Source organism: Arthrobacter sp. DMZ02-1R (genome assembly GCF_057747935.1).
The window spans coordinates 3,388,094-3,412,993 of the sequence record NZ_CM173230.1 but is presented as its reverse complement, the minus strand read 5'-3'; the positions used below and the strand labels follow the sequence as shown (position 1 = coordinate 3,412,993).

Sequence of the window (24,900 nt, the reverse complement as noted above, 5' to 3'; positions counted from 1 at the left end):
TACGGCCATGTTCCCACCGGGCCGGGAATCTGTCCATGAATTCGCCGTCGTCGGGGCGCTGGGCCTGGTCTTCGTCGTCAAGCAGGTCCCCGAAACCCGCGGCCGCACCCTGGAGGCACTCGAGGAAGACGTCACCACCGGTGCCATCTACCTGGTGCGCAAGAACCAGACCTAGACGCGGAGCCGGTAGCCCCGTTTCACCACGGTTTCCACGAGCGTTCCGTCCGGCAGGGAGGACCGCAAGCGGCTCACTGTCATGTCCAGGGCGTGGACCGAGCCGCGCAATTCCAAAAGGTCGGACAGTGCATCGCGGGACAGCACGGCACCGCCTGCCCCCATGAGGGCTCGCAGCAGCAGCAGTGGAGCCGGAGCGAGTTCCACCACGGAACCATCGATCCTCAAGCAGCGGCCACGCAGCTCAATATGCCCCGCAGGAGTATCGAGCCGGCGCACATGGTTCAGGGCCAGATGCTCCGTTACGAGCCGGATAAGGGCACCCATACGGTAGCGGTCCGGGATGAGGGGGGACAGCCCGGCGTCGATCAGCGGTTGTGCAGTGACGGGGCCGACGGCGGCAACGGTCACCTGGGTTTTGAGGGCCTCGATCAGCTGGCGGTACAGGCCCATTTCGTGGGCCGTGCTCCACATGGCGTCCACTGCTGGCGCGCTCGTGAAGGTGAGCACGTCCAAGTCTCCACTGCAGACGGCTTCGATCAGGCGCGGCAGCTTGTCTTCGCCGTCGGGCTTCACCCAGCGGTACGGCGTGACGGTGAGGACCGTCGCGCCGGACATGCGGAGGCGCTCAAGCTGGCGGACGTCGGTGTAGCCGTGCAATTGCACGGCGACGGTCTTTCCCCGGACGCCTTCCTGGAGGAGCATGTCCACCAGTGTGGCGGTGGTTTCGTCACTGCTGATTCCGACGTCGGCAAGGCCGGCCGCGCGGACGGCACCGCGGGCTTTCGGTCCCCGCACGAACATGCGGCAGGCCGCCAAGACATCGAGAAGCTGCTCGCCGATGCCGAAAGAGTCCGCGGCCTCGCACCAGCGCCGCATTCCGTAGGCAGTGGTGGCGATGCAGATATCGGGCTTGGCCGCGATGATCTTCTTCGTGTCCTCGATGAGCGTGATGTCTTCCTGGACCGGTGCGATCTTCAATGCGGGGGCATGCAGCACTGAGGCACCGCGCCGTTCGAGGGCCTCGATCAGGTCGCGCGACCGCCGGTGGGAAGTCACTCCGATGCGGAAACCGTCCAGTGGCGCATCGTCGTTTGGTCCAGGGGTGGCCAGCGGCGAGCCTGCATCAACGGAATCAAGGGCGTTCAGAGTGGTCATAGGGTTTCCTTCAGGCTTCAAGGAGCGAAGCCGCGAGCCGGCTCAACTCTGCGGAGGCTTCGGCATGATTGCGGTTGGCTTCGGCCACCCGGACCACCTCGCCGATGACCAGGACGGCCGGGTTGCTGCAGCGGGAGGCTGCGGATTCGATGGTGCCGAGTTCGGCGATGGTGGTGCGCTGGCCGGGGCGGTAGCCGCGCTCGACGACGGCCACGGGCATTCCGGCATCCATTCCCGCCCGGCGCAGGCCGGCAGCCAGTTGCGGCAGGGTCCCGATGCCCATCAGCACCACGATGGTCCCGCCGAGGCCGGCCAGATGGGTATGTTCCTTCTCGGTCAACGGGGCGTGGCCGGAGACCACGGTGAACATGTGGCTGACCTCGCGGTGCGTGACGGGAATGCCCGCGGCCGCGGGGACCGAGATGGCGCTCGTGACACCGGAGATGACGCGGACGGGGACGCCTGCCTGGGTGCACGCGGCGACTTCTTCGCCGCCGCGGCCGAACACGTAGGGGTCACCGCCCTTGAGCCGGACAACGTTCTTGCCTGCCAAGGCGGCCTCGACCATGAGCTTCTCGATGTCGCACTGGGCCACTTTGTGATGGCCGGGGCGCTTGCCGACGTCCACCAGTTCCGCAGAAGTAAGGCGCACCAGTTCCTGGTAGGGGGCCAGACGGTCATAGAAAACGACGTCGGCGTCCCGCAGCGCGTTGACCGCGCCGACGGTGAGCAGGTCCATGGCGCCGGGACCGCCGCCGACCAGCGTGACATGGCCAGGCTCCCCGGCGGCCGGTTCGATGGCGACGGGGATCCCGGCTTCCCGGCAACGCGCGAGCAGCGGCTCCCAACCGGGCTCGCCGTCGTCGACGGCTGCGACGAGGAACGGGCGCTCCGGCAGCGGGCCGTCACCTTCGGCACCGTCCGGCGTGCTGAGACGGTAGACGACGGCGCCGGCGGCTTCGTAACGGCGGACGGCTTGCCGGGCGGCGTGGGCCGAACCGGTGACCAGCACGTCGCGGCCGGTGGGATCAATGGTGAGCTGCATGGTTGTCATTTCCCTTCACCTGCGGATTCATTGCCGGAGCGGACGGGGATGCTTGCTGAAGAAATGAGGACGCCGCCCTTTTCCTCGTTCGTGGCGGGGCGGATCTGGCCGCGTTCGGGGACGAAGGTGATGGCTTCGTCTTTCTGGTCGGGGGCGTTGACAAAGGAGCGGAAGCGGCGCAGCCGTTCGGGGTCTTTGAGGGTTTCGGCCCATTCGTCCTGGTAGGTGTCGATGTGCCGGGCGATGGCGGCTTCGAGGTCTTCGGCGATGCCGAGGGAGTCGTGAATGATGACGTCCTGGATGTGTTGGAGGCCGCCGTCGAGTTCTTCCTGCCAGCGCGCGGTGCGCTGGAGACGGTCCGCGGTGCGGATGTAGTACATGAGGTAGCGGTCGATGTATTTGATCAGCGTGTCGTCGTCCAGGTCCTGGGCCAGGAGCTGGGCGTGGGCGGGCTGGAAGCCGCCGTTGCCGCCAACGTACAGGTTCCAGCCCTTGTCGGTAGCGATCACGCCGACGTCTTTGCCGCGGGCTTCGGCGCATTCGCGGGCGCAGCCGGAGACGCCCATTTTGAGTTTGTGCGGACTGCGCAGGCCCCGGTAGCGCAGTTCGAGGTTGATGGCCATGGCCACGGAGTCCTGGACGCCGAAGCGGCACCAGGTGGAGCCGACGCAGGATTTCACGGTGCGCAGGCTCTTGCCGTACGCCTGGCCCGACTCGAAGCCGGCCTCGACCAGTTCCTTCCAGATGTCCGGGAGCTGCTCGAGGCGGGCGCCGAACATGTCGATGCGCTGCCCGCCCGTGATCTTCGTGTACAGGCCGTATTTCTCGGCGACGCGGGCAATGACGCCCAGGCCCTTGGGGGTGATTTCGCCGCCGGCGATGCGGGGGACCACGGAGTAGGTGCCGTCTTTTTGCATGTTGGCCAGGGCGCGGTCGTTGGTGTCCTGCAGGGTGCCCCGGCCCGCGCCGAGGACGTATTCGCTGTTCTGGGAGGCCAGGATGGAGGCGATGGTGGGTTTGCAGATGTCGCAGCCCGCGCCGGTGCCGTATTTGGCCAGGATGTCCTCGAAGGAGGTCAGTTCCAGGACCCGGATGGCGTCGAAGAGTTCCTGGCGGGAGAGGCTGAAGTGCTCGCAGAGGGCCTTGGAGACCTCGATGCCGGACTTCTTCAGTTCCCCTTCGAGGAGCTTCTTGAGCATGGGCACGCAGGAACCGCACTGGGTGCCGGCCCGGGAGCAGGTCTTCAGTTCGCCGAGTTCCTGGACGGGGGCGTTGCCCTCGCAGGTGCCGCAGCCGTTGATGGCGTCCCGGATGGACCCGGCGGGCACGTTGTTGCACGAGCACAGGATCGCGTCGTCGGGCAGTTCGGTTTCGGGGGCTTCCCCGCCGCCGGCGGCGGTGAGGTAGGCGCCGGGTTCGGCGGGCAGTTCGCGGCCGAGCATGGGGCGCAGGCTCATGTAGGGGGTGGCGTCGCCGACGAAGATGCCGCCGAGCAGGGTCTTGGCGTCGTCGGTGGTGACGATCTTCTGGTACACGCCCCGGGCCGGGTCCGCGTACACGATTTCCAGGGAGTGTTCGGTCCTGGCGAACGCGTCGCCGAAGCTGGCCACGTCCACGCCGGAGAGCTTGAGCTTGGTGGCCGTGTCGAAGCCGGGGAAAGTCGCCTGCCCGCCGTGCAGCCGGTCGGCCACGATCTCGGCCATCGTGTTCGCCGGCGCCACGAGCCCCAGGCACATGCCGTCGAAGTTCGCCACCTCACCGATCGCCCAAATGCCGGGGACTGGAGTGGCACAGTGGTCGTTGATGACCACGCCACCCTTCTTGCCCAGTTCGAAAAGCGGTTCGCTGCCGTTAGCGGGATCCTCGCCGGCGCGGAACAGCTCGTCGCGGGGACGGATGCCGATGGACGCGATGACCATGTCAGCCGGGACGATACGGCCGTCCTTCATGAGGACACCGGTGACCTGGCCGTCGTCGTCGGACAATACTTCGGCGGGATAGGTTCCCGTAAGAACTTCAAGCCCCTTGGCAGTGACGAGCCGGCCCAATGCCTGGCCTGCGCCTTCATCCAGCTGGGCGTTCATTAGCCAGCGTGAACCGTTGATGACGGTGGCTTGTGCTCCGAGCTCCATGGTGCCGGCCGCTGCTTCCAAGCCAAGGAGCCCGCCACCGATGGTCACGGTCCGGACAGTGCGGCCGAGCTTCTCCGTGAGTTCGGCAATGGCCTTGTTGATGGCCCAGACGTCGTCCAGGGTGCGGTAGACATGGGCGAGCTCGCCGCCGGGGAAGGGGAGTTGTGCCGCGTCCGAGCCGGTGGCAACTACCAGGTGGTCGTAGGGGTAGCTGTTGCCGGCCGCGGTTTCCACCGACTTGGCTTCGGCGTTGATCTTGACCACTCGCTCGCCGGTGCGCAGGGAGATGGATTCGTGCTCCCACATGGACATGTCGCCCAAGGTGAGGTCATAGTCCACATCGGTGAGGGCCTTGCTCAGCGTGACGCGGTCGTACGGGAGGTGGGCTTCCTCGGTCAGGACCGTGACCTGCCAACCCTCAAGACCGCGGGTGTGCATGGCGTCGGCAAAACGGTGGGCCGCTGGGCCTCCACCGGCGACAACAATACGGCGCAGGTTTTCTGGGTTGGAAGTGTGTCCGGTCACTGGTGGCCTTTCGCATACGCCGCAGAAGTGCTCCGCAACTTGTCACTTCAGACTACGGACGGGCAGTTTCGCCTCAGTTTCCCTTTTGTTTCGTGGTCTTAACTTCTGGGTCACGATTGGATGTCGTTGAGTGTGAGGTCTCTTTTACGCAGCGGACACATTGGCTGCATTCCGGTGAAACACTCCCCGCCTACCTTGAGAGTGTGGCTGCTAGTCGGCCACGCCTGAAGGCAAGGACAAAGGCCGGGACAACATTCGTCCCGCCGCTGGCACAGTGAAAGGGGTTGACATGACCGTCATTCTGGAACGGGAAGAACAACTGATGAGCGCGCCGGCGGCGTCCGGCTGGCACCGCGTATGCCCGTTGGACGAGCTTGAGGTGGCCTGGGGCGAGGCAGCCCTGATTGACGGTGTGCAGGTGGCGCTCTTCCGCATCGACGCCGAAAAGGTGTACGCAGTTGCCCAGCAGGACCCTGCGACCTTGGCAAACGTCATGGCCCGCGGCATCACCGGTTCCCGGGGCAGTCGTCCCACCATCGCCTCGCCGTTGCACAAGGAGGTCTACGATCTTCAGACCGGCGAATGCTATTCCAACCCCGAGCTCCGGCTTCCGGCTTTCAAGACCCGCATGGTTGACGGCTTCATCGAAGTCGAGGTCTAGGCTTAGCGTTACGGCCTCAGAGCCCCAGCGCCTCGCGGACGTCGGCCAGTATGTGGTCCAAGGTGGTCCGTGCGGCGTGCCGGGTTTCTGCGAGTTCCGCCGCGGAACCGACCGACTTGATGACCTCCAGGTAGCACTTGAGCTTTGGCTCGGTGCCGCTCGGCCGGATGATGACGCGGCTTTGGTCTTTGGTGAGGTAGAGGAGGCCGTCCGTGGGCGGCAGTTGTTCGCTTCCCTCGGCCAGGTCCACAAAAGTCTCGATGGCGGAGCCGCCGAACGATTCGGGCGGGTCTGTCCGGAGTCGGTTCATCATGGCGTCCAGCAAACCGAGGTCCGCCACCCGGATGCTGAGTTGGTCGCTCGCATGCAGGCCGTGCACCAGATAGATCTCGTCCAAGGTGTCGAAGATCGTCTTCCCTTCAGCCTTGGCCGCCGCCGCCAGTTCGGCGATGAGCAGGGAGGCGGAAATGCCGTCCTTGTCCCTGACGAGTTCCGGCGCCACGCAGTAGCCCAGGGCCTCCTCGTAGCCGTAGATTAGTCCCGGCACGCGCGAAATCCACTTGAATCCCGTCAGCGTTTCTTCATGGGCGAAGCCGGCCGCCGCCGCGATGCGGGAGAGCAGCCGGGAGGAGACGATCGAATTGGCAAAAACGCCCCGGGTGCCGTCGCTTTGCCGGGCGTCGGCGGCATGGCGGGCCACCACGTGGGCGCCCAGAAGGGCGCCTACTTCGTCGCCCCGCAACATCCGCCAAGCACCCGTATCAGGGTCCTTTGCCGCCACGGCCGCGCGGTCGGCGTCGGGGTCGTTGGCCAGCACAATGTCGGCACCCGAGCGGGCCGCTGCCGCCAAAGCCAGGTCCAGTGCGCCGGGCTCTTCCGGATTGGGGAAGCTGACCGTGGGGAAGTCCGGATCTGGTTCTGCCTGCTCTACCACGAGTGAGACGTCCGTGAAGCCGGCCGCGTTGAGAACTGAGACCGCGGTTTCACCGCCCACGCCATGCATGGGAGTCAACACAATCTTCAGCTCCCGCGCCGGGAAATTCAGGGGGTCGGCAAGGCCAGCCATCGCGGCCTCGTACTCTCCCGTGATGGAGCCGGGCAGCACCGTCCAGCCGGATTCAGCCAAGGCGATGGAGTCCAGGGAGCCCACTGATTCGATGCTTGCGGCGATCTGCGAATCGTAGGGCGCCACGATCTGGGACCCCCGGCCGCTTTCCTCCACGGCATTGCCGCCCAAGTACACCTTGTAACCGTTGTCCTGCGGCGGGTTGTGGCTCGCAGTGACCATGACGCCGCCGTCGCAATCAAGGGCCCGGACCGCGTAAGCCAGCAGCGGGGTAGGAAGTGCCGAAGGCATCAGGAAAGTGTCGATTCCGGCCGCCGTGAAGATCGCGGCTGACTCTGCCGCGAAGACCTCCGAGTTGTGCCTCGCGTCATAGCCGACGACGGCGCGCGGCCGCATTCCGGGGGAGGCCGCCGCAACGGCGTCCTTCAGGAAAGCCGCCAAACCCGCTGCTGCCCGCCGCACCACCACGCGGTTCATCCTGTTGGGGCCCGGACCGAGGGCGGCACGGAGTCCCGCGGTACCGAACTGCAGTGTTCCACTGAAACTGTCTTCAAGCTGTTGGCGGGCTGCAGCGACGCCGCTGGAGGCGAGTCCGGCCAGTTCGGTCAGCGCTGCTGCCGTGATCGGGTCCGGGTCCTGGGCTGCCCACTCGCCGGCGTCGGATATCAGCTTTTCAAGTTCGGCATCGCTCGATGTCATAGGGATAAAGCTATCGTCAAAGAGCAGGGATGCCGAGGCACGGGGTTGTGTCAGCCGTCACAGTCCTGCCGCCCCACCCAACTGACTCGCATTAGTTGTCGTTATGACGCGTGTTAACGACAACAACTGCGGGGGCCCACGCCGCCAGGGTTCCCTGGCCGTGGGGCCACACCGGCGAGGGCCCCGGCCTGAGCTTGCGAAGGCTGGGAGCCGGTGGGGACTTGCGAGGCGAGGGTGGCGGTGGGGACAGTGGGGCTGCCGGGCGTCAGGGTCGTTGCCGCGTGCTGCTGAGTTTGAAGCTCGCGGTGCCTCCCGTGCTGAAGGCGGCCGCGCCTGTGTTGCCCCATTGCGGGAAGAAGATGTCCGAGATGACCACCGATCCATCTTGCGTAAACACCTCTGCGGACGAGGAATCCAAGAGGATGCGGACGTGGACCTTGCCGTCCTTCATGGGCACGGAGGCTTGGTGGTAAAGGCTGAATTTCGGCGAGAAGTTGGAAGTGCCGGCCGCCGAACGGTCCACTTTGAGACCAAAGTCGGTGCCGAGGGAGTCCGTGGAATCGGTGACGGTGAGGTTTTTGCCATGTACTTCACTGCTCTTGGCGTCCGTGAGCGCGTCCACCGCGGCGGGGGCGATAGTCGAATGGAGCTCGAAACGGTTGCCTGCGGCTACGAGGCTGAGCTGGCGCGGGATGGCCATGGATCCGCGCCACGGGGTGCTCGGTACGGACGGCGCATAGTCCCAATTCCCCATCCAGCCGAGCAGTACCGGCTTGCCGCCAGGGGCAGAGGTGATGGTGTTGGCGGCGTAGAAGTCGGCTCCGTGGTCCAGCCATTGCGAGTCCGTCAGCGGGTCTCCGGGTTTTGCGGCGTGCGCCGCCGTGAACCGAGTGCCGTCGAACTCGCCCACGAAGTACTGCATCCCGGAGCCTCCCGCAATGCCTCCTGGGTTGATGCTCAGGATCATGACCCATTTTTTCAGGCCGCTGCCGCCGTCGACGTCCATCTGGAGCAGCTCCGGAACTTCCCAGAGTCCGCCCTGGGCGCCCACTCCCGTGAAATCGCTGAGGAAGTTCCAGTGCAGCAGGTCCGTGGACTTGAAGAGTTTCACCACCTACGCGTCGGTTACCACCGTGGTCATGACCCAATATTTGGAGGCGGGGTGATCTGACCAGGGACCGTGACGCAGAACTGCCCGCGCCGGGGTCCCGCGCGGGCAGTTCCTTTGTTCCTGGCGGGTCGGCTAGTTGGCTTTGGTGGAACGGGTTCGCGCTAGAGCGGTGACGCCTGCCGCCAGGCCAATCAGGCCCGCTGCTAGGCCGAACCAGCCGACCGTGGAACCAGAGTCACTCGACATGGTCGTTGCAGCAGCCACCGGTGCGGGCGTCGCGGAGGGAGAGGACGTGGGCGCCGCCGGTGCGGAGGAGTCACTGGCGGTGGTCACGAACGAGGGAGCGGGGTGTTCGGGCTCAGACTGGCCTTGGACGGTCTTCTCGTCCCACTTCACAACGGTGCCGTCCGTGTACGTCTGGGTTGCGGGCAGCGTGATGGTGGTGCCGGCATCCGGCAGGACACCTACCGAGATTGAGAACGCCTGGTATTCGTCCTGCCCGATCTGGTGTGTCGCGTCAGCGGTCCACACCACGGACGTGACGGCCTTGGTGACCGTTGCTCCCGCGACCGTGACCGGTTTGGGCAGAGTGGACGTGATGAGTTCGGCTTTCCAACCCTCGATGGGTTTCACGGACACCGAGTTGAACGGAATGTCGGTGGGGAGGGACACTTCGAGTTTGTCGGTTTTTGCCGTGGGTGATTCGTTGGGGACATTGAAGGTCAGGTGGGTGTAGCCACCGGCTGCCGGGTCGTCGGGGTCAACGTGAACGTGTGCAGAAGCGGCTGAAACGCCGAATGCGAGGAGCCCGGCGGCCATCGTGGCTGCGCAGGCGGTCTTGAGGGTACGGCGGTGGGAGGTCTTCATGGCAATGGTGCCTTTCACAAGGGAAATTCTGGGACTGGAACGGGCCGGATGTCTGTCCGGCCGGTGAAAGCAGCAATGTGCCGCAGGGTCCCAAGCCCGTATGCGAAAGGGGTGGACTCAGGCGGCAGGAACCAGGGCTGGCGGACCGCGCCGGGAAGGAAGTCGAAGTCCGCGAAGACCATCGGGAAGCACGTCAGGAACCGCACAGGGGGCGGGGCCGCGGGATGGCTGGATGGGTGTTGGGGCGGGTAGTTGGACCAGGGGGCGCAGCCATGCCGCCAGCGCCCAAAGTGCCTGTTCCCCGGGAGCCAGTAGCAAGGTGGTGCCAAGGGTCGCCACAGCATGGGCAGCGAACATTTGCCAATCGCTTGCGGCGGTATGGGCAGGCGGCGCGGAAATTAGCGTCCCGGGGAGCAGGGCCGGGACGTGTCCTGAATGCCCGGACTGCAGTGGTGCCGCGGACGAAACCCCGGGCGACAGGGCACAGAAAGCCCAATGAAGCCAGAACTGCCCGGCGCCCAAGAGTCCTGCGATGACCGGCACGGAAAGGCGGAACCGCGTGAGTATGGCTACCGGGAGTATCGTCAGTGCGCACAGAGCCGTGAGGATGGCGGGCTCGGGTAGCTTGCCGCCACCGGCCAGGTGCCCGCCGGCGGCCAATCCCAGAATGATTGAACCGATCAGGCCCGTTCGGAGGAGCCGGAAAGATGCGGATGTGATCATCTGCGTTCCTTCCGGTTCTTGGCGCAATGGAGGAGAGTTACACAGATTCTACTGGCCGCCGCCTGCCGCTGGCGCCGAACGCCGTCGAGCAGGGTTACTGCTCGACGGCGTTCGGCTCTAGTCGCGGTATCTGCTCCCTAACGCTGAGCTACTGGATCAGAGCTTGGCGATGATGTCCGCCAGGAGCCGGGAAATGCGCGCGCCTGCAGTCTGGCCTGCCTCGATCACTTCCTGGTGGCTCAGCGGTACCGGGCTGATGCCTGCGGCCAGATTGGTCACCAGGGAAATGCCGAAGACCTCCATGCCAGCGTGCCGGCCGGCGATGGCCTCCAAAGCAGTGGACATGCCCACCAGGTCCGCGCCGATTCGCTTGGCGTACTGGACCTCGGCTGGAGTTTCGTAGTGCGGGCCGGTGAATTGGGCGTAGACGCCTTCGTCGAGCGTGGGATCCACTTCCCGGGCCAGGCCTCGGATGCGCGAGGAATAAAGGTCCGTGAGGTCGACGAACGTGGCGCCTTCGAGGGGAGAAGCCGCCGTCAGGTTGATGTGGTCACTGATTAGCACGGGGGTGCCTGGGGTCCAGGCTTCGTTCAAGCCGCCGCAGCCGTTGGTCACCACCAGGGTCTTGCATCCTGCGGCCGCAGCTGTGCGCACGCCGTGGACTACCGCGCGAACGCCTTTGCCTTCGTAGTAGTGGGTACGCGCGCCCAGGACGAGGGCCCGCTTGCCCTCTTTCGTCAGGACCGAGCGGATGGTGCCCACATGGCCCTCAACGGCGGGAGCGTGGAATCCGGGAACCTCCGACGCCGTCAGGGTCGCCGTCGTTTCGCCTATGAGATCCGCAGCCGCGCCCCAGCCTGAGCCGAGCACGAGCGCGACGTCGTGGGATTCGACGCCGGTCTCCGCCGCGATGTAGTCGGCCGCAGCTTTGGCGGCCTCGAATGGGTCTGTGTTGATCAGCTCTGTGTTACTCACTGGTACAAACTACAGTGCCGCGCGCGCTGTTGAACAGGGCGCTGTTGGGCGGGGCAAACTGCCCTGCAGGCGTTCTCAGGTGGGGCTTAGTGGCAGGTCCGCTGGCATTAAGTAAGAATTGACCATTGTGACCATGCATCCTGACTTCAGCTCACCACGAATCGCGATCCTAGGCGGAGGTCCAGGCGGATATGAAGCGGCAATGGTCGCAGCGCACCTGGGAGCGCGGGTCACCCTCATCGAACGCGCCGGGCTCGGCGGCTCCGCCGTGCTTACCGACGTCGTGCCTTCCAAAACCCTGATCGCGACGGCTGATCTGATGACCCGCGTCGGAGAGGCGGGGGAGCTGGGAGTCAAGTTCGCCGTCGACGGCAGCGATGTAGCGCCAGGCATGCGCGCGGATCTGGGCCACATAAATGACCGCGTCCTGCACCTCGCGAGGGAGCAGTCCGACGACATCCGCGTGGGCCTCGAGCACCTTGACGTGGAAATCCTGATGGGCTCGGGAAGGCTCTTGGACAACCACACCATCGAGGTCATCACCTCGGACGGCACCAGGACGATCACGGCCGACGCCATCCTCCTGGCCGTCGGTGCGCATCCCCGCGAACTGCCCACGGCCAAACCCGACGGAGAGCGCATCCTCAACTGGGCGCAGATCTACAACCTTGAGGAACTTCCGGAAAACCTGATCGTAGTTGGTTCCGGCGTCACCGGCGCCGAGTTCGCTTCTGCCTACAACGGCCTTGGTTCCAACGTCACCCTCATTTCGAGCCGCGACCAGGTGCTACCCGGCTCTGACACCGACGCCGCCCAGGTCCTCGAAGGCGTCTTCAAGCGCCGCGGCGTGCGCGTTCTGTCCCGTTCGCGCGCTGAGGCCGTGGAAAGGACCGAAACCGGTGTCCAGGTCACCTTGGGCGACGGTTCCGTGGTGACGGGCAGCCACTGCCTCGTCTGCGTGGGTTCGATCCCCAACACCGTCGGAATCGGATTGGAAGAGGCAGGTGTGGCTGTCACGGAGTCCGGCCACATCAAGGTGGACGGTGTTTCCCGCACCACGGCGCCGAACATCTACGCTGCTGGCGACTGCACCGGGATCTTGGCCCTCGCCTCTGTCGCGGCCATGCAGGGCCGCATTGCGGTTGCGCACTTCCTGGGCGACGCCGTCATGCCGATCAAGCTCCACCAAGTAGCGTCCAACATTTTCACCTCACCGGAAATCGCCTCCGTAGGCGTCTCCGAGGCTGACCTCGAATCGGGCAAGTACCAGGGCGACGTTGTCACGCTCTCCCTGCTGAGCAACGCCCGCGCCAAGATGCGAAACACCAAGGACGGCTTCGTCAAGATCATCGCGCGCAAGGGTTCGGGCACTGTGATCGGCGGCGTCGTCGTCGGGCCGAACGCTTCGGAGCTGATCTTCCCGATCGCTGTTGCCGTGAAGCAAAAACTGCACGTCGACGACATCGCGAGCACCTTTACGGTGTACCCCTCGCTGACCGGGTCCATTTCGGAAGCGGCGCGCCGGTTGCACGTTCATATGTAGCCCGGTGGGTGGCTGATTGGTCGCTTCCAGTAGCAAGCCGAATGACCAGGGCGAAATCTGTAACTGGACTCACTCCCGGTAGATTTCGCGGCGATGACCGGCCTGAACGACGACGATGACGAGTCGGCCGTCGTCGATCCGGTAGAGCACCCGATAGTCTCCCGTACGAACCCGCCACTCGACCCGTCCTGTTAGCTTTTTGGCGCCAGGGGGGCGTGGTGTCTCGGCCAGCAACTCGATGGCTGCTTGGATCCGTCGACGGGCCTCGGGCGGAAGCTTGCGCAACTGCCGAAGGGCCGCCGGCAGGACCACGACGTTGTATCTCACGTCAGACCCAGGTCGCGCTTGACGTCCTCCCACGGAATCGGCGTCTGACCGGTCTGTTCCATCTCTTCCCATGCCAAGTCGACGGCCCGGATGTCTTCAAGTTCTTCCGCGGCTTCACGGAGGCGCTCCAGTTCGGCGGAATCAATCACTGCGGCGACCCGAATTCCGCGGCGCGTGAGGAATACCGGTTCGTGATCGCGATGTGCGGTGTCCACAATAGTTGCCAGATGGTTCCGGGCTTCGGTGATGGCTATGTCGGTCATGCACTCGATGCTACGGCAAATGCGGCAAAATGTACGTAGCGTACAGAGCCACCGATAACGTGAGTGCGACGGTGGGCGGCCTATTTTGTCAGAGCCTGCTGGCAGAGTGTTTTCCATGGAAGCGATCGGACACCTCACCACCGGCCGGGGCGCTGCGCCTAGTGGCCGGTTCGTCGTGTCCCATAGGGTGCGGGAACCGCGGATGGTGGCTGCGGCTCGTCAAGCGCCGGAGCTGCGCCGACTCGTTCTGCTGGATCCGCGCGAGGATCGCCCCGGCGATCGCGGTGGTCCGGAGCGGGTTCTGGAGAGTACTCTTGCGGCATTGCGGTCACTGGCGCGGACGGCGGTCGACGACGTCGGGTCGCTGGGGTTGCAGGACTCCGCTGCGTTTGCCTCAGGCGTGGAGGAGCTGTCCCGCACCTTGGATTATTTGCAGGTCGTCGCCGCGGGGCAGCTGAACCGGGTGCGGCAGCAGGAGCCGGCCAGCCCGACGGGCTGGATGACAGGCTGGGGAGCCGAGGCCGGGGCGGGCGGTTCCAGAGTCGGTGCTGGCAACCCCGGACGGGATGTTGAGGCGGCCGGTACCTGTGCCGATGTCGAAGACGGCGGCCTCGGTGAGCGGGCCGCCCACGTCGGGTTCCGGGAGTTCAGGAACACCGGTGAGCACATGCGCTCGCTCCTGCGGATCAGCGCTGCCGAAGCCCGCCGCCGCCTTACGCTTGCGGAGAATCTGCTTCCCGGCCGCTCACTGGCGGGCCAAACGATACAGCCGCGATACGGGGAAGTGGCCGCGGCCTTCGCCTGCGGGAGCATTGCTTCCCGCCCGGCCACCACCATCACCATGGCCCTGGAACGCGTCCGGCCCCTGTGCAGCCCCGAAGCGGCCGTGGACATCGAACACGCGCTGACTACGACAGCAGGCGAGAACGATGCCGACTTCCTGGCTAGGATCGCCCGCCGCTGGACCGAAGCCATCGACCAGGACGGTACCGAACCCAGCGAAGAGTCCCTGCGGCACCTCCAAGGCGCCTTCCTCCGACGACCCAAACACGGGCTCCAGCATCTGGAGATCTTCGCCACCCAGGACCAATACGAACACCTGCTCACGGTCATGAACACGGCCACCAACCCCCGGACTCGCACAGCCCAGGAGTCCGGACCCGGAGACGAGCAGGTGGATGCGGGCGGCGAGAGCGGGCTGACGAACGGGCTGACAAACGATCCGCCAGGTGGTTCACGCGATGATGCCGCGTCCCTGGACCGCCGCACGAGGGCGCAGAGACTCCTGGACGGGTTGCTGGGCGCCTGCAAGATTGCCCTCGCCACAGGGTCATTGCCCGCGGCCGGGGGCCAGCGCCCCCAGATCATGGCCACCATCGACTACCGGGACCTCCTTGCGTCACTTAAAGAAACCGGGCACTCGCAGCCGCAACCGGGCACGGGGAGCTTTACCTTCACCGGTCCGGTCCCAGCGGTTACGTTGCGGAAGATCGCCTGCGACGCCGACATCATCCCGGTCGTCCTTGGCGGGAAGGGCCAGGTGCTGGACATCGGCCGGGCATCCCGGATTTTCCCGGCCCACATCCGCAAAGCCATTACTGCCAGGGACAAAGGCTGCGCGTTTCCGTCGTGCGCGATGCCGGCCCCGTGGTGCGAAGCCCACCACATCACCTATTGGTCCAGGGGTGGACCAAGCAGTGTCGAGAACGGCACGCTCCTCTGCAGCCACCACCACCATCTGATTCACAAGGAGGAGTGGCACATCCAGGTCCAAGCAGGCGTGCCCTGGTTCATCCCGCCACCCCACATCGACCCACGCCAACAACCACGCAAGAACCACTACTTCCAGGTGTGACGAAGTTCGGTCGTTGTTGCCTCCGGCCGATTCCAGCTGCTGGTCGGGACCATCGAGCCGAAACATGGGCAACGGTCGCGCGCAGTGATGTGCTGCGCGGTAGTCGTCCTCAATGGCTGTGCAAGAGTATGGGGATGGAGATTCGATTCCGAGAGGGCTTCGTCGATGAACTCACAGCAAGAGAGCGGATGCGCTGATGCCAAACCATTACTTCAGTAGACGTCTTTATCAGTCTTCTGCGCCCTTTTCGCACTTTGTCGAACACGCCGGTAGCGGTTTCACTGCGGGCAAGAGCTGGGACTGGGACTTTCGGATCTTGTGAGAACCACGGTCTATTTGACAGATTACGAGGACTTCGACGTTATCAACTCGGTTTATGCCAGATGCCTGACCGAACCTTTCCCAGTCCGCACGACGATTCAGGTAGCAGCTCTGCCCCTGGGCGCCAAGGTGCAAATAGACACCGTAGTGGCTTTTGGGGGTGGAACGCGTTAGTCAGATCCCACTCTGCTGTCGGTTGACGTCACCGCCCTATGCGCTGCTGTTCGCCTTTCATTGAGGGCGCGCGACTTGGGCGCGCGACTTGGGCGCGACGCACGACCGACCCGGGCTGAGGTTGCCCTCGTCAGCTGGCCGGGTCGTACTGGAACTGCCGGACCTCTTGCGCGCAGCGGCAGGCGACGGCGATCTTCGCGGCCCACTCGAGTGCAGCCCCCCGCGACGGCAGCTCGAGAACGGTGTAGCCGCCGTTGGGCACATTATGGCCTGGGTGCGTGCCCTTGGTGACAGTGCCGTCACCGGCCACAAGCACCGTGTCCACGTCCTCATCGATCCCGCCGGCGAAGACGTACACGCCGGCGGCCTTGGCCTCGTCAATGACGGCATGCGCGGCGTCAACCACCGCCTCGAAGTCCTCCTCGGGGAACACCATGGCTTCACCGGGGAACGAGATCAGGTACTTGGTCATTTGAGGACTCCTCTGCTCCGGCGGCGCTATCCTCTGCGGCACCGCTCTGTTGCCAGCCCAATTATGGTCCCGGCGCCCCACATGTGGTCAGGGTAGAGCGTCGGGACCGACCCGCAGCACCTGCTCGTGCGGTACCGTCTGGGAGCTCGTTTCAAAGCCGCGCTGCCTTGGAATCGGTGCCGCATGGTGCCGCACCTTCGCCGCCGACGACGCCGGGTACGGCTTCGTGGCGACGGACATACCGGAACTAACTATCGGCGTCGCGCCCGGGCTTCGCGGAGCGGGTACCGGTACGGCGCTCATGACTGCGCTGATCGCCGTAGGACGCTCCCGCGGACTGCGAGGTATCAGCCTCAGCGTGGAGGACGGCAACCGCGCCCGGGATCTATACGAGCGGCTCGGGTTCGTTCGGGTCGGCCGGAACGGCGGTTCGGACACCCTGTTGCTGCAACTGTAGGAAGACGCCCAAACTCCCTACGCCGCAACCCCCTGGAAGTGCTTCTCAATAATCCCCTTGATGTCCCCATGGCAGCCGCCGCAACCCGTCCCCGCACGGGTCGCCTTGGAAACCTCCGGCACGGAAGAGCAGCCATCCAGCACGGCTTCCTCGATGCTCGCACCGCTGACACCTGCGCAGCGGCACACCGTGCGCTGGGGGTCGGTGTTGGCGCCGGCGGAATCCAGCTGGTCGGGGCCGTCCAGGCGGAGCAGGAGTGAACGGTCGGCCGGCAGTTCGGATCCGCGTTCGAACAGCATCACGAGCTCTGCGGCCGTGCGCGGCATGCCCACGGTCACTAGGCCTTCGAGCGCGCCGCCCCGCGTGGTCATCTTGACGTAGCGGCCGTGTTCCGGATCGGCCCATTGGGCCACTTGGCGCCGCGCCCTGCCGTCGGCAACCCCAGCGCAGAGGAGCTCGTCATCCCACGGTTCGGCGCTATTGTCACCAGCGACCGCCAGATTGATGCCTCGTGCCTTCAGGACCACGACGCCGGGCTTTTCCTGTGGCAGGGGTGCCAAGGTGTCGGCAGCGTCCTGGCCGCCCTCGGCAAGGAGGATCAGGTACTCGGCAAGCCACTCGGCTTGGCGCCAGCCCGGACCTACCAGGCCGGATGGGCCCGGCGCGGTGCGGCACTCAGGGCATTCGGCGTCGGCACAACGGACTTCGGCACAGTCGCCGATCGCGAACATGTGCGGCTCGCGGTACGTGCGCAGGTGGTGATCCACCAGGATGCCGGTGGCCGCTGGCAGCCCGCAGCCTTCGGCCAATTCGATCCGTGGACGGACACCACAGGAGAGGACCAAGAGGTCGCCCTCGATCCTCGATCCGTCGTTGAGCACCAGGGCGGAGAACATGCCGTCGGGGCCATTGTGCTCGACGGCCGTGGAACGGGCGTTGCCCACCATGGTGATCCCGCTGTTGCGCAGGCTTGCCGCAAGAACAGCGCCGCCGCCGCGGTCGATATTGCGTCCCAACGGGAAGGAACCGTTGTGCACAACCGTGGTCAGGGCGCCTTCTTCCGCCGCTGCGAGGGCCGTTTCAAGGCCCAGCACGCCGCCGCCGAGGACGATCACGCGCTTGCCGGTAGTCACGGCGTCGCGCAGTTGTGCGGCATCACGGAGATCCCGGAGGGCGGTCACGCCCAACGGGAGCACCGGGTGCGAAGGATCGGGGTTGATTCCGGTGAGGTTGGGAATGACGGGCCGCGAGCCCGTGGCAAACACCAAGCGATCGTAGCCTGGAGTGGTTCCGTCCGAGAGGACTACCTGCTGGCGGGCGCGGTCGATGCGTTTGACCGTGACCCCCAGCCGGACCTCGACGCCGTCGGTCGCCAAATCGGTAGCGTCCGCCATCGCGAGAGCCTCCGCGGTGGTCCGGCCGACGCCGAGTTCGGTCACCATGACGCGGTTGTACGCGGCTTCGGCTTCCTGCCCGACGACGAGCAGCTGGACAAGGCCGCTGCGCACGGCAGGCAACAAGTCGTCCACCAGCCGGGCCGCCACCGGCCCGAATCCGACCACCACAATTCGCTCGCTCACGATGCCTCCTTGACGTGCATTGACAAGCCGGCCGCCGCTAGGACAGCCAACTCCGGTTCGACCTCTGGTAGTGCCGCCTTCCGGACCCAGACCGTGCTGGTCTTGAACTCCGGCATGCCGGAAATAGGATCCGTGACCGCCTCAGTGAGCCGGTTCGCGCTGCCCAGTCCAGGGAAATGGAAAGGAAGGAAGACGGTGTCCGTGCGGATGGAGTTGCTGAGCTCCACCCTGCACAGGACTTCGCCACGCTCGTTGGAGACCCGGACAAAGTCGCCGTCGGAGACGTCCCTGACCACCGCCGTCGCGGGGTGCATCTGCAGGAGCGCCTCCGGCTGGGCAGCCGCGAGTTCGGCCACACGGCGGGTCTGGGCGCCCGACTGGTAGTGCTCCAGCAGCCGACCGGTGACGAGGGTCAGCGGATCAGGATCGGAGCCGACGACGGCGGAGCGCTGGGAACGCTTCCGGGGTGCCACCGGGACCATCACCGCGAGTCCGTCGGCGTGCGCGAAGCTGTCGAGGAAGAGTCGCGGCGTTCCCGAGCTGCCGGTGGGATAGGGCCAGTACGCAGCTTCTCCGCGATCCAGCATGGCGTAATCGATCCCGGAGTAGTCGGCCAGTCCGCCAGCGGAGGCGAGCCTCAGTTCCTCAAAGACGGTCTCGGGATCGTCGCTGAACGTGGACGGAGCGTCGAGGGATTCGGCGAGCCGGGCCATGAGCCACAATTCGCTGCGGACGCCCGGGGGAGGGGTGAGGGCTTTCCGACGGCGGAGCACGCGGCCCTCGAGGTTGGTCAGGGTGCCTTCTTCTTCGGCCCACTGCGTGACGGGGAGGACGAGGTCGGCCTCAAGCGCGGTCTCGGACATGAAGAAATCGCAGACCACCAGGAAGTCCAGGCTGCGCAAGCCCTCGATCACGGCGCTGGCGTCCGGGGCGGATACCGCCACATTGGCGCCGTGCACGAAAAGGCAACGGACGCCGTCGGGCTGTCCCAAAGACTTCAACAGTTCCACGGCTGGCAGCCCGGGGCCGGGGATGATGGATTCGTCCACGCCCCAAACCTTGGCAACGTGGGCGCGGGCGGCGGGATCGGTGATCTTGCGGTACCCGGGGAGCTGGTCGGCTTTCTGGCCGTGCTCGCGGCCGCCCTGGCCATTGCCTTGGCCGGTCAGCGTGCCGTAGCCGCTGCGGGAAGAACCCGGCAGGCCGAGGAGGAGGCTGAGGTTGATCGCGGCCGTGGCGGTGTCCGTGCCGTCGACGTGCTGCTCGACTCCGCGGCCGGTCAAGATGTAGCTGCCACCGCGCCGGGCGCCGTCGGCGAGGCGACGCGCGGTCTCGCGGATGAGCGTGGCGGGCACGCCCGTGATCGATTGAACCCGCTCGGGCCAGAAAGCTGCGAGGCTGCGGACGATCGCCGGGTACCCGGTGGTGCGGCTCTGGAGGTATTCGGCGTCGGCGAGGCCTTCGTGGACAACCACGTGGGAGATACCCAGGAGTAAGGCAAGGTCCGTGCCGGGGGTCGGCTGCAAGTGGATGCCGCCGCCGTCGCCGGTGAATGCGGCAGTCGCGGAACGGCGGGGATCGGCCACGATCAACCCGCCGGAATCGCGCGCGCCCTGCAGGTGCTGGACGAACGGCGGCATGGTCTCGGCAACATTGGAACCGAGGAGGAAGATGACGTTTGCTGAATCAAGGTCCTCCACGGGGAACGGAAGGCCGCGGTCCACGCCGAACGCGCGGTTTCCGGCTGCCGCAGCGGAGGACATGCAGAAGCGGCCGTTGTAGTCGATGCGCGAAGTTCCCAGCGCCAGGCGGGCGAACTTGCCCAACTGGTAGGCCTTCTCATTGGTGAGTCCGCCGCCGCCGAACACGCCGACTGCGTCGGCTCCGTACTGTTCGCGGGTCTGTTTGACGGCTGCCGTGACCAGCATGAGCGCCTGGTCCCACGTGACCGGCCGGTGGACGCCGTCGGACCCTTTGAGCATGGGTTCCGTAACTCGTCCGGTGTGGTTCAACAACGACGCCGATGTCCAGCCCTTGCGGCACAGCCCGCCCCGGTTGGTGGGGAAGTCGCGGCCGGATACTTCCAGTAGTGGAAGTGCCTTTGCCGCGGGAGCGGGGTCTGACCCCGGCTGCGCCGAGGGCGCCGCCGGGGTCAGAGTCATGGCGCACTGCAGCGCACAATACGGGCAGTGGGTGTTGGCGCCATTGGGCATATTAGATGTGTCCCATCGCGTTACGGTTGGCCTTCCGGAGGTAGCAGACCCAGCAGACGGCCAGCATCAGCACGTAGGCGCCGACGAAGCCGTAGAACGCGGGAGTGTAGGAGCCGGAAGCACTGGATGCGTTGAGCACCTGGGGGATGACGAATCCGCCGTAGGCACCGATCGCCGAGATCAAGCCGAGGGAGGACGAAGCCAGGCGTGCCGTGCTAGCGGCGCTGGCCCCGGAACGCGCGGCCCGGCTGGAGGTGGCGAAGATGATCGGAATCATGCGGTAGGTGGCGCCGTTTCCAAAGCCGCTTGCCGTGAAGAGGAACAGGAAGAGGACCAGGAAGAGCCAGAAGTTCTTGAGCGGAAGGGTCCAGATCATGGTCAAGGTGATGATCGCCATCGCTGCGAAGGCCGTGACGGTCATCCGGGCTCCGCCCATGCGGTCAGCCATGCGTCCACCGTAGGGGCGGGCCAGCGAACCGACCAGCGGTCCGAGGAAGGCGAGCGAGAGAGCCACCGCGCCGAGGTGCATGGAAGAGAAAGCCGGGAAGTAGTCCTTGATGAGCTTGGGGAAAACGCCGGAGAAGCCGATGAACGAGCCGAACGTGCCGATGTAGAGGAAAGCCATGATCCACAGATGCGGCTCCTTCAACGCGGCGATGGAGCCTGCCACGTCACCTTTGGCGCTGGTGAGGTTGTTCATGTACTTCCAGGCGCCGAATGCGGCGACAAGGATCAGCGGGATCCAGACGAGTCCGGCCATGGGCAGGTTGACGGTGCCGGCGGCCAGGAGGGTGACGGCGATCGGGACAACGAGCTGCGCGACGGCGGCACCGAGGTTTCCGCCCGCGGCGTTCAGGCCGAGCGCCCAGCCCTTTTCACGGGCAGGGTAGAAGAAGGTGATGTTTGCCATCGAGCTGGCGAAGTTGCCGCCGCCGAAGCCTGCGAGTCCCGCTACCAGCAGCATGACGCCGAACGGGGTCGCGGGGTTGGAGACGCAAAGCGCGAGGCCGGCTGTGGGGATCAGCAGCAGGAGGGCCGAGACGATGGTCCAGTTGCGGCCGCCGAACTTCGGGACCATGAAGGTGTAGGGGATGCGCAGCGTGGCACCAACCAGGCTGGGGATAGAGATCAGCCAGAAGATCTGGTTCGTGTCGAACTTGAAGCCGGCGGCCGGGAGCTGGACGACGACGATCGACCAGAGCTGCCAGACGACGAAGCCCAGGAACTCGGCGAAGATGGACCAGTAGAGGTTGCGCTTGGCGATGGAACGGCCAGCATCTTCCCACTGCTCCTTGTTCTCTGCATCCCAGTTGGCAATCCAGCGGCCAGGGCGGTGTTCGAGCTCGGGGACGAGGGCGGTGGGCGCCTGCTCGTTGGTGAGGATTTCGGTGCTTCGGTCAACTGTCACGGAGTGCCTCCTTTGTGGGGACGTTGTATCTCAACGATAGGGACGGCGCGTTTCGCGGACCGTCGCGGTTTGTAAACGTGCTGTGACATTTGCCTATCGGAGGGGGTCACCATTGCGTGAGATGGCGGTGAGGTTGCTGTGTCGTGGACCACAGAATGAGACTTTTCGGGGCGTCCGCATCTTGGACTTGATTGTCCATTTGTTGGATACAGGGAACTGTTATTGAACTCTCAGATAATCTTTGCCGGCAGGCTCAGGATCCCTTCATCGCGGTTTGGCTTTGGGAATCGGCCGAGGGCAGCACGTTCCTGGTGAGCGTCTACCTCAGCGCCATGGCAGTGCTGACGCTCGTGGCCTTGTTCCTGTCCAAGGAAACCAAGGACACGGACTACGAGAACAACGTGGCCTGACCCTGTCTTAACTGACTCGCGTTAAACGGCTCCGGCCCCGCACCAGTGGTGCGGGGCCGGAGCCGCTTAAGCCGTTGCTTAGTCTTCGATCGTCGCGATGACGGCGCCTGCGGAGACGGTTTCGCCTGCCTTGGCCACCAACCCGTGGATGGTGCCGGCCTTGTGGGCGGTAAGGGGCTGCTCCATCTTCATGGCTTCGAGAACCACGATCAGATCGCCTTCGGCAACGACGTCGCCGGCGGCCACTGCCACCTTGACGATCGTTCCCTGCATCGGCGAGGTAAGAGCGTTGCCGCCCGCCACGGCGGTGGCTCCCGCGGAACGGGAACGCTTCTTGATCTTCGCGCCCTTGGCGCCCGTGCTGGCAACCGAGGAGACAGAGCCCAGCGTCGCCGGAAGGACAACTTCCAGCCGCTTGCCGCCAACCTCGACGACGACGCGCTGGCGCTCACCGGCGTCGGCGGCTTCTGTTCCGCCTCCAGTGGGCGTCCACGCGGGGATGTTGTTGACGAACTCGGTCTCGATCCAGCGCGTGTGCACCGTGAACGGGCCTTCGGCCGGAGCGAACGCAGGATCGGTTACCACCGCGAGGTCGAAGGGGATGACGGTGGGGATGCCTTCAACCACCATTTCCTCAAGGGCACGGCGGGAACGCTGGAGGGCTTGTTCGCGGCTGGCGCCGGTGACGATCAGCTTTGACAGCATGGAATCGAAGTTTCCGCTGATGACGTCGCCCTGCTCGACGCCGGAGTCGATGCGGACGCCCGGACCCGTCGGGTTCTTAAGGGTGCTAATGGTTCCCGGTGCAGGCATGAAGTTACGGCCCGGGTCTTCGCCGGTGATCCGGAATTCAAAGGAGTGGCCGCGGACCACAGGATCGCCATAGCCGAGCTTTTCGCCGCGGGCGATGCGGAACTGCTCACGAACCAAGTCGATGCCCGTGACTTCCTCGGAAACACAGTGCTCCACCTGGAGGCGGGTGTTGACTTCGAGGAACGAGATTATGCCGTCCTGGCCCACCAGGAACTCGCAGGTTCCCGCGCCCAGGTAGCCGGCTTCTTTCAGGATGGCTTTGGAGGACTCGTACAGGCGCTCGTTCTGCTCGGCGCTCAGGAACGGTGCCGGAGCCTCCTCAACGAGTTTCTGGTTGCGGCGCTGGAGGGAGCAGTCGCGGGTGGAGACCACCACAACGTTTCCGTAGGCGTCGGCCAGGCACTGGGTCTCGACGTGGCGCGGAGAATCAAGGAAACGCTCAATGAAGCACTCGCCGCGACCGAAGGCGGCAACCGCCTCGCGCACTGCGGACTCGAAAAGCTCAGGGATTTCCTCGATGGTCCGGGCAACCTTGATCCCGCGGCCGCCGCCACCGTAGGCAGCCTTGATGGCGACCGGAAGGCCGAACTCCTTGGCGAAGGCCAGGATCTCGTCAGCGGATTCCACAGGGTCGGCAGTACCGGGGACCAAGGGGGCGCCAACCTTCTCGGCGATGTGGCGTGCCTGCACCTTGTCGCCGAGCGCTGAGATGGCCTCCGGGGACGGGCCGATCCAGGTGATGCCGGCGTCGATGACTCTGCTGGCGAACTCGGCGTTTTCAGCGAGGAAGCCATAGCCGGGGTGGATGGCGTCCGCACCGGACTGCTTGGCGACCTCGATCAACTTGTCCATCACGAGGTACGACTCAGCAGCCGTGTTGCCGCCCAGCGCGTACGCCTCATCTGCCAGCCGGACGTGCAGGGCGTCGCGATCGGGGTCTGCGTAGACGGCCACGGAGGCGATGCCTTCGTCCCGGGCTGCGCGGATAATGCGGACCGCGATTTCGCCTCGGTTGGCAATCAAGACCTTGGTGAGAGGGCTGGAAATGGGCTGCGCCGGATTAGCTGACAAGTTGACTCCTTCTGTCCTTCAGGGAGCCTAGCGTGATTTTGAGGGTTCCGCCCATATTGATGGGGGATTCCGTGTGTGAGAGGGCCTGTCTTTGTAGGGTTGCTACAAAGGCAGGAAATCGGCGGCGGGGCCGGCGACCAAGACCGGCTTCTATTCGCTGATCGCCCCGGAGCCGTTCTGAGTCCAAAGTTCGGTGATTCCAACGTTCGCTTGCCCCAGCAGATCGCGGAGGGTCGAGATGGAGAGCCCGACGACGGCGTGCGGGTCGCCGTCGATCTTGCGAATGAACGCCCCGCCCATGCCATCGATCGTGAACGAACCCGCACAGTGCAAGGGCTCGCCCGTCGCGATGTAGGCGTCGACGTCCTCCTCGCTCATCTCCACAAAGTGGACTTCTGCACTGGATACCGCGCCGACCGTTGCGCCTGTGCCGTCCGCCGTCCCGCCGTCGTCGTCCAAGTCCGCTGCGGTATCGCGACAGTCCACCAGCCAGTGCCCGGTGTGGAGCACGCCCTTGGACCCACTCATGCGCAGCATCCGTTCCCTGGCCACGTCCACCGTGTACGGCTTCCCGTGCGATTCGCCGTCGAACTCGAACACGGAATCGCAACCGATCACCAAGGCCCCCTCGGCGTCGGGCAGGGAAGCGACGGCCTCGGCCTTGGCACGGGCCAGGAGGAGCGCAGTGTCGTGCGCGTCGGTCACCCCATATCGGGCTTGCACGGCGTCCTCGTCCACGTCCGAGACGAGTACCTCGTGCTGGATGCCGGCCTCCGTGAGGAGCTTGGCGCGGGCGGGGGACTGGGAAGCCAGGATCAATCGGGTCACGGCTCAAGCGTAGTACGCGGCGCCCCCAC

Annotated in this window: 22 protein-coding genes and 1 pseudogene; 7 read left to right on the top strand and 16 right to left on the bottom strand. The window is 65.4% G+C overall.

What is annotated here, in order from left to right; genetic code table 11:
• The first annotated feature begins 7 nt into the window (after window positions 1-7).
• Window positions 8-175 carry a hypothetical protein gene (locus tag AC3ANQ_RS16345; protein WP_488305408.1) on the top strand — a complete coding sequence of 56 codons (168 nt, stop codon included), beginning with the start codon at window positions 8-10 and terminating at the stop codon, window positions 173-175.
• Here the strand turns inward: AC3ANQ_RS16345 and AC3ANQ_RS16340 are convergent.
• From AC3ANQ_RS16340 to nirB, 3 genes are read right to left on the bottom strand one after another with little or no spacing between them, the layout of a single operon-like run.
• Window positions 172-1,332 carry a uroporphyrinogen-III synthase gene (locus tag AC3ANQ_RS16340; RefSeq protein WP_488302003.1) on the bottom strand — a complete coding sequence of 387 codons (1,161 nt, stop codon included), beginning with the start codon at window positions 1,330-1,332 and terminating at the stop codon, window positions 172-174. The two genes, AC3ANQ_RS16345 and AC3ANQ_RS16340, sit on opposite strands and share 4 nt — an antisense overlap.
• A 10-nt stretch (window positions 1,333-1,342) precedes the next feature.
• A complete protein-coding gene (cobA, locus tag AC3ANQ_RS16335) occupies window positions 1,343-2,377 on the bottom strand; it encodes a uroporphyrinogen-III C-methyltransferase (RefSeq protein WP_488305349.1) in 1,035 nt (344 codons plus the stop codon).
• A gap of 5 nt (window positions 2,378-2,382) precedes the next feature.
• Entirely contained in the window at window positions 2,383-5,034 is a 2,652-nt protein-coding gene (nirB, locus tag AC3ANQ_RS16330) for a nitrite reductase large subunit NirB (RefSeq protein ID WP_488302002.1), read from the bottom strand.
• Between the two features lie 289 nt (window positions 5,035-5,323).
• Here nirB and nirD point away from each other — a divergent pair, with 289 nt between their 5' ends.
• Window positions 5,324-5,695, top strand: coding sequence for a nitrite reductase small subunit NirD (nirD, locus tag AC3ANQ_RS16325; RefSeq protein ID WP_488302001.1), 372 nt, complete (start codon window positions 5,324-5,326; stop codon window positions 5,693-5,695).
• Between the two features lie 16 nt (window positions 5,696-5,711).
• Here nirD and AC3ANQ_RS16320 read toward each other — a convergent pair whose 3' ends face one another.
• From AC3ANQ_RS16320 to AC3ANQ_RS16300, 5 genes are all read right to left on the bottom strand, one after another.
• Window positions 5,712-7,460 carry a phospho-sugar mutase gene (locus AC3ANQ_RS16320; protein WP_488302000.1) on the bottom strand — a complete coding sequence of 583 codons (1,749 nt, stop codon included), beginning with the start codon at window positions 7,458-7,460 and terminating at the stop codon, window positions 5,712-5,714.
• A gap of 265 nt (window positions 7,461-7,725) precedes the next feature.
• Window positions 7,726-8,574 (bottom strand): glycoside hydrolase family 32 protein, encoded by an 849-nt coding sequence (locus tag AC3ANQ_RS16315; RefSeq protein WP_488301999.1) that lies wholly within the window; start codon window positions 8,572-8,574, stop codon window positions 7,726-7,728.
• A 129-nt stretch (window positions 8,575-8,703) separates the two neighbouring features.
• Window positions 8,704-9,438, bottom strand: coding sequence for a YcnI family copper-binding membrane protein (locus AC3ANQ_RS16310; protein ID WP_488305348.1), 735 nt, complete (start codon window positions 9,436-9,438; stop codon window positions 8,704-8,706).
• Between the two features lie 117 nt (window positions 9,439-9,555).
• The gene (locus tag AC3ANQ_RS16305) at window positions 9,556-10,161 is read right to left on the bottom strand and encodes a hypothetical protein (protein ID WP_488301998.1); all 606 of its coding nucleotides are present in this window, start codon (window positions 10,159-10,161) and stop codon (window positions 9,556-9,558) included.
• Window positions 10,162-10,317: 156 nt separating this feature from the next.
• Complete coding sequence (locus AC3ANQ_RS16300) at window positions 10,318-11,136, bottom strand: purine-nucleoside phosphorylase (RefSeq protein WP_488301997.1); 819 nt, start codon at window positions 11,134-11,136, stop codon at window positions 10,318-10,320.
• A 127-nt stretch (window positions 11,137-11,263) separates the two neighbouring features.
• Between AC3ANQ_RS16300 and AC3ANQ_RS16295 the strand changes: the two genes are divergently transcribed.
• Window positions 11,264-12,679, top strand: a complete 1,416-nt coding sequence (locus AC3ANQ_RS16295; protein WP_488301996.1) for an NAD(P)H-quinone dehydrogenase — start codon at window positions 11,264-11,266, stop codon at window positions 12,677-12,679.
• Window positions 12,680-12,748: 69 nt separating this feature from the next.
• On the opposite strand, the gene AC3ANQ_RS16290 is transcribed toward AC3ANQ_RS16295, so the two are convergent.
• The gene (locus AC3ANQ_RS16290; RefSeq protein WP_488301995.1) at window positions 12,749-13,006 is read right to left on the bottom strand and encodes a type II toxin-antitoxin system RelE family toxin; all 258 of its coding nucleotides are present in this window, start codon (window positions 13,004-13,006) and stop codon (window positions 12,749-12,751) included.
• Window positions 13,003-13,269 (bottom strand): type II toxin-antitoxin system Phd/YefM family antitoxin, encoded by a 267-nt coding sequence (locus tag AC3ANQ_RS16285; RefSeq protein ID WP_488301994.1) that lies wholly within the window; start codon window positions 13,267-13,269, stop codon window positions 13,003-13,005. Before AC3ANQ_RS16285 ends, AC3ANQ_RS16290 begins: the two co-directional genes overlap by 4 nt.
• A 115-nt stretch (window positions 13,270-13,384) precedes the next feature.
• On the opposite strand from AC3ANQ_RS16285, the gene AC3ANQ_RS16280 reads away from it, so the two are divergent.
• Entirely contained in the window at window positions 13,385-15,124 is a 1,740-nt protein-coding gene (locus AC3ANQ_RS16280) for an HNH endonuclease signature motif containing protein (protein ID WP_488301993.1), read from the top strand.
• Window positions 15,125-15,418: 294 nt separating this feature from the next.
• Window positions 15,419-15,619, top strand: a complete 201-nt coding sequence (locus AC3ANQ_RS16275) for a Rid family hydrolase (protein ID WP_488305347.1) — start codon at window positions 15,419-15,421, stop codon at window positions 15,617-15,619.
• A gap of 130 nt (window positions 15,620-15,749) precedes the next feature.
• Here the strand turns inward: AC3ANQ_RS16275 and AC3ANQ_RS16270 are convergent, their stop codons facing one another.
• Window positions 15,750-16,091 (bottom strand): YciI family protein, encoded by a 342-nt coding sequence (locus AC3ANQ_RS16270; protein WP_488301992.1) that lies wholly within the window; start codon window positions 16,089-16,091, stop codon window positions 15,750-15,752.
• Window positions 16,092-16,140: 49 nt separating this feature from the next.
• Between AC3ANQ_RS16270 and AC3ANQ_RS16265 the strand changes: the two genes are divergently transcribed.
• The gene (locus AC3ANQ_RS16265) at window positions 16,141-16,548 is read left to right on the top strand and encodes a GNAT family N-acetyltransferase (RefSeq protein ID WP_488301991.1); all 408 of its coding nucleotides are present in this window, start codon (window positions 16,141-16,143) and stop codon (window positions 16,546-16,548) included.
• Window positions 16,549-16,565: 17 nt separating this feature from the next.
• Here AC3ANQ_RS16265 and AC3ANQ_RS16260 read toward each other — a convergent pair whose 3' ends face one another.
• The 3 genes from AC3ANQ_RS16260 to AC3ANQ_RS16250 are packed head-to-tail and all read right to left on the bottom strand — an operon-like array spanning window position 16,566 to window position 21,749.
• On the bottom strand, window positions 16,566-18,128 hold the full coding sequence (locus tag AC3ANQ_RS16260) for an FAD-dependent oxidoreductase (RefSeq protein WP_488301990.1): 1,563 nt from the start codon (window positions 18,126-18,128) through the stop codon (window positions 16,566-16,568).
• The gene (locus AC3ANQ_RS16255) at window positions 18,125-20,341 is read right to left on the bottom strand and encodes a molybdopterin oxidoreductase family protein (RefSeq protein ID WP_488301989.1); all 2,217 of its coding nucleotides are present in this window, start codon (window positions 20,339-20,341) and stop codon (window positions 18,125-18,127) included. The genes AC3ANQ_RS16260 and AC3ANQ_RS16255 overlap by 4 nt, the downstream gene beginning before the upstream one ends.
• A gap of 1 nt (window position 20,342) precedes the next feature.
• On the bottom strand, window positions 20,343-21,749 hold the full coding sequence (locus tag AC3ANQ_RS16250; RefSeq protein ID WP_488301988.1) for an MFS transporter: 1,407 nt from the start codon (window positions 21,747-21,749) through the stop codon (window positions 20,343-20,345).
• A gap of 260 nt (window positions 21,750-22,009) precedes the next feature.
• Here AC3ANQ_RS16250 and AC3ANQ_RS16245 point away from each other — a divergent pair.
• Window positions 22,010-22,159: pseudogene (locus tag AC3ANQ_RS16245) on the top strand (MFS transporter); the annotation flags it as partial.
• A 78-nt stretch (window positions 22,160-22,237) separates the two neighbouring features.
• On the opposite strand, the gene AC3ANQ_RS16240 reads toward AC3ANQ_RS16245, so the two are convergent.
• The gene (locus tag AC3ANQ_RS16240; protein WP_488301987.1) at window positions 22,238-24,043 is read right to left on the bottom strand and encodes an acetyl/propionyl/methylcrotonyl-CoA carboxylase subunit alpha; all 1,806 of its coding nucleotides are present in this window, start codon (window positions 24,041-24,043) and stop codon (window positions 22,238-22,240) included.
• Between the two features lie 150 nt (window positions 24,044-24,193).
• Window positions 24,194-24,871, bottom strand: a complete 678-nt coding sequence (locus tag AC3ANQ_RS16235) for a Maf family protein (RefSeq protein ID WP_488301986.1) — start codon at window positions 24,869-24,871, stop codon at window positions 24,194-24,196.
• Between the last annotated feature and the right edge of the window lie 29 nt (window positions 24,872-24,900).

Excerpts from the sequence above, each read along its gene's own strand:
- AC3ANQ_RS16345 (WP_488305408.1), top strand. The coding sequence starts at position 8 with ATGTTCCCACCGGGCCGGGAATCTGTCCATGAATTCGCCGTCGTCGGG.
- AC3ANQ_RS16340 (WP_488302003.1), bottom strand. The coding sequence starts at position 1,332 with ATGACCACTCTGAACGCCCTTGATTCCGTTGATGCAGGCTCGCCGCTG.
- cobA (WP_488305349.1), bottom strand. The coding sequence starts at position 2,377 with ATGCAGCTCACCATTGATCCCACCGGCCGCGACGTGCTGGTCACCGGT.
- nirD (WP_488302001.1), top strand. The coding sequence starts at position 5,324 with ATGACCGTCATTCTGGAACGGGAAGAACAACTGATGAGCGCGCCGGCG.
- AC3ANQ_RS16320 (WP_488302000.1), bottom strand. The coding sequence starts at position 7,460 with ATGACATCGAGCGATGCCGAACTTGAAAAGCTGATATCCGACGCCGGC.
- AC3ANQ_RS16310 (WP_488305348.1), bottom strand. The coding sequence starts at position 9,438 with ATGAAGACCTCCCACCGCCGTACCCTCAAGACCGCCTGCGCAGCCACG.
- AC3ANQ_RS16305 (WP_488301998.1), bottom strand. The coding sequence starts at position 10,161 with ATGATCACATCCGCATCTTTCCGGCTCCTCCGAACGGGCCTGATCGGT.
- AC3ANQ_RS16285 (WP_488301994.1), bottom strand. The coding sequence starts at position 13,269 with ATGACCGACATAGCCATCACCGAAGCCCGGAACCATCTGGCAACTATT.
- AC3ANQ_RS16280 (WP_488301993.1), top strand. The coding sequence starts at position 13,385 with ATGGAAGCGATCGGACACCTCACCACCGGCCGGGGCGCTGCGCCTAGT.
- AC3ANQ_RS16270 (WP_488301992.1), bottom strand. The coding sequence starts at position 16,091 with ATGACCAAGTACCTGATCTCGTTCCCCGGTGAAGCCATGGTGTTCCCC.
- AC3ANQ_RS16255 (WP_488301989.1), bottom strand. The coding sequence starts at position 20,341 with ATGCCCAATGGCGCCAACACCCACTGCCCGTATTGTGCGCTGCAGTGC.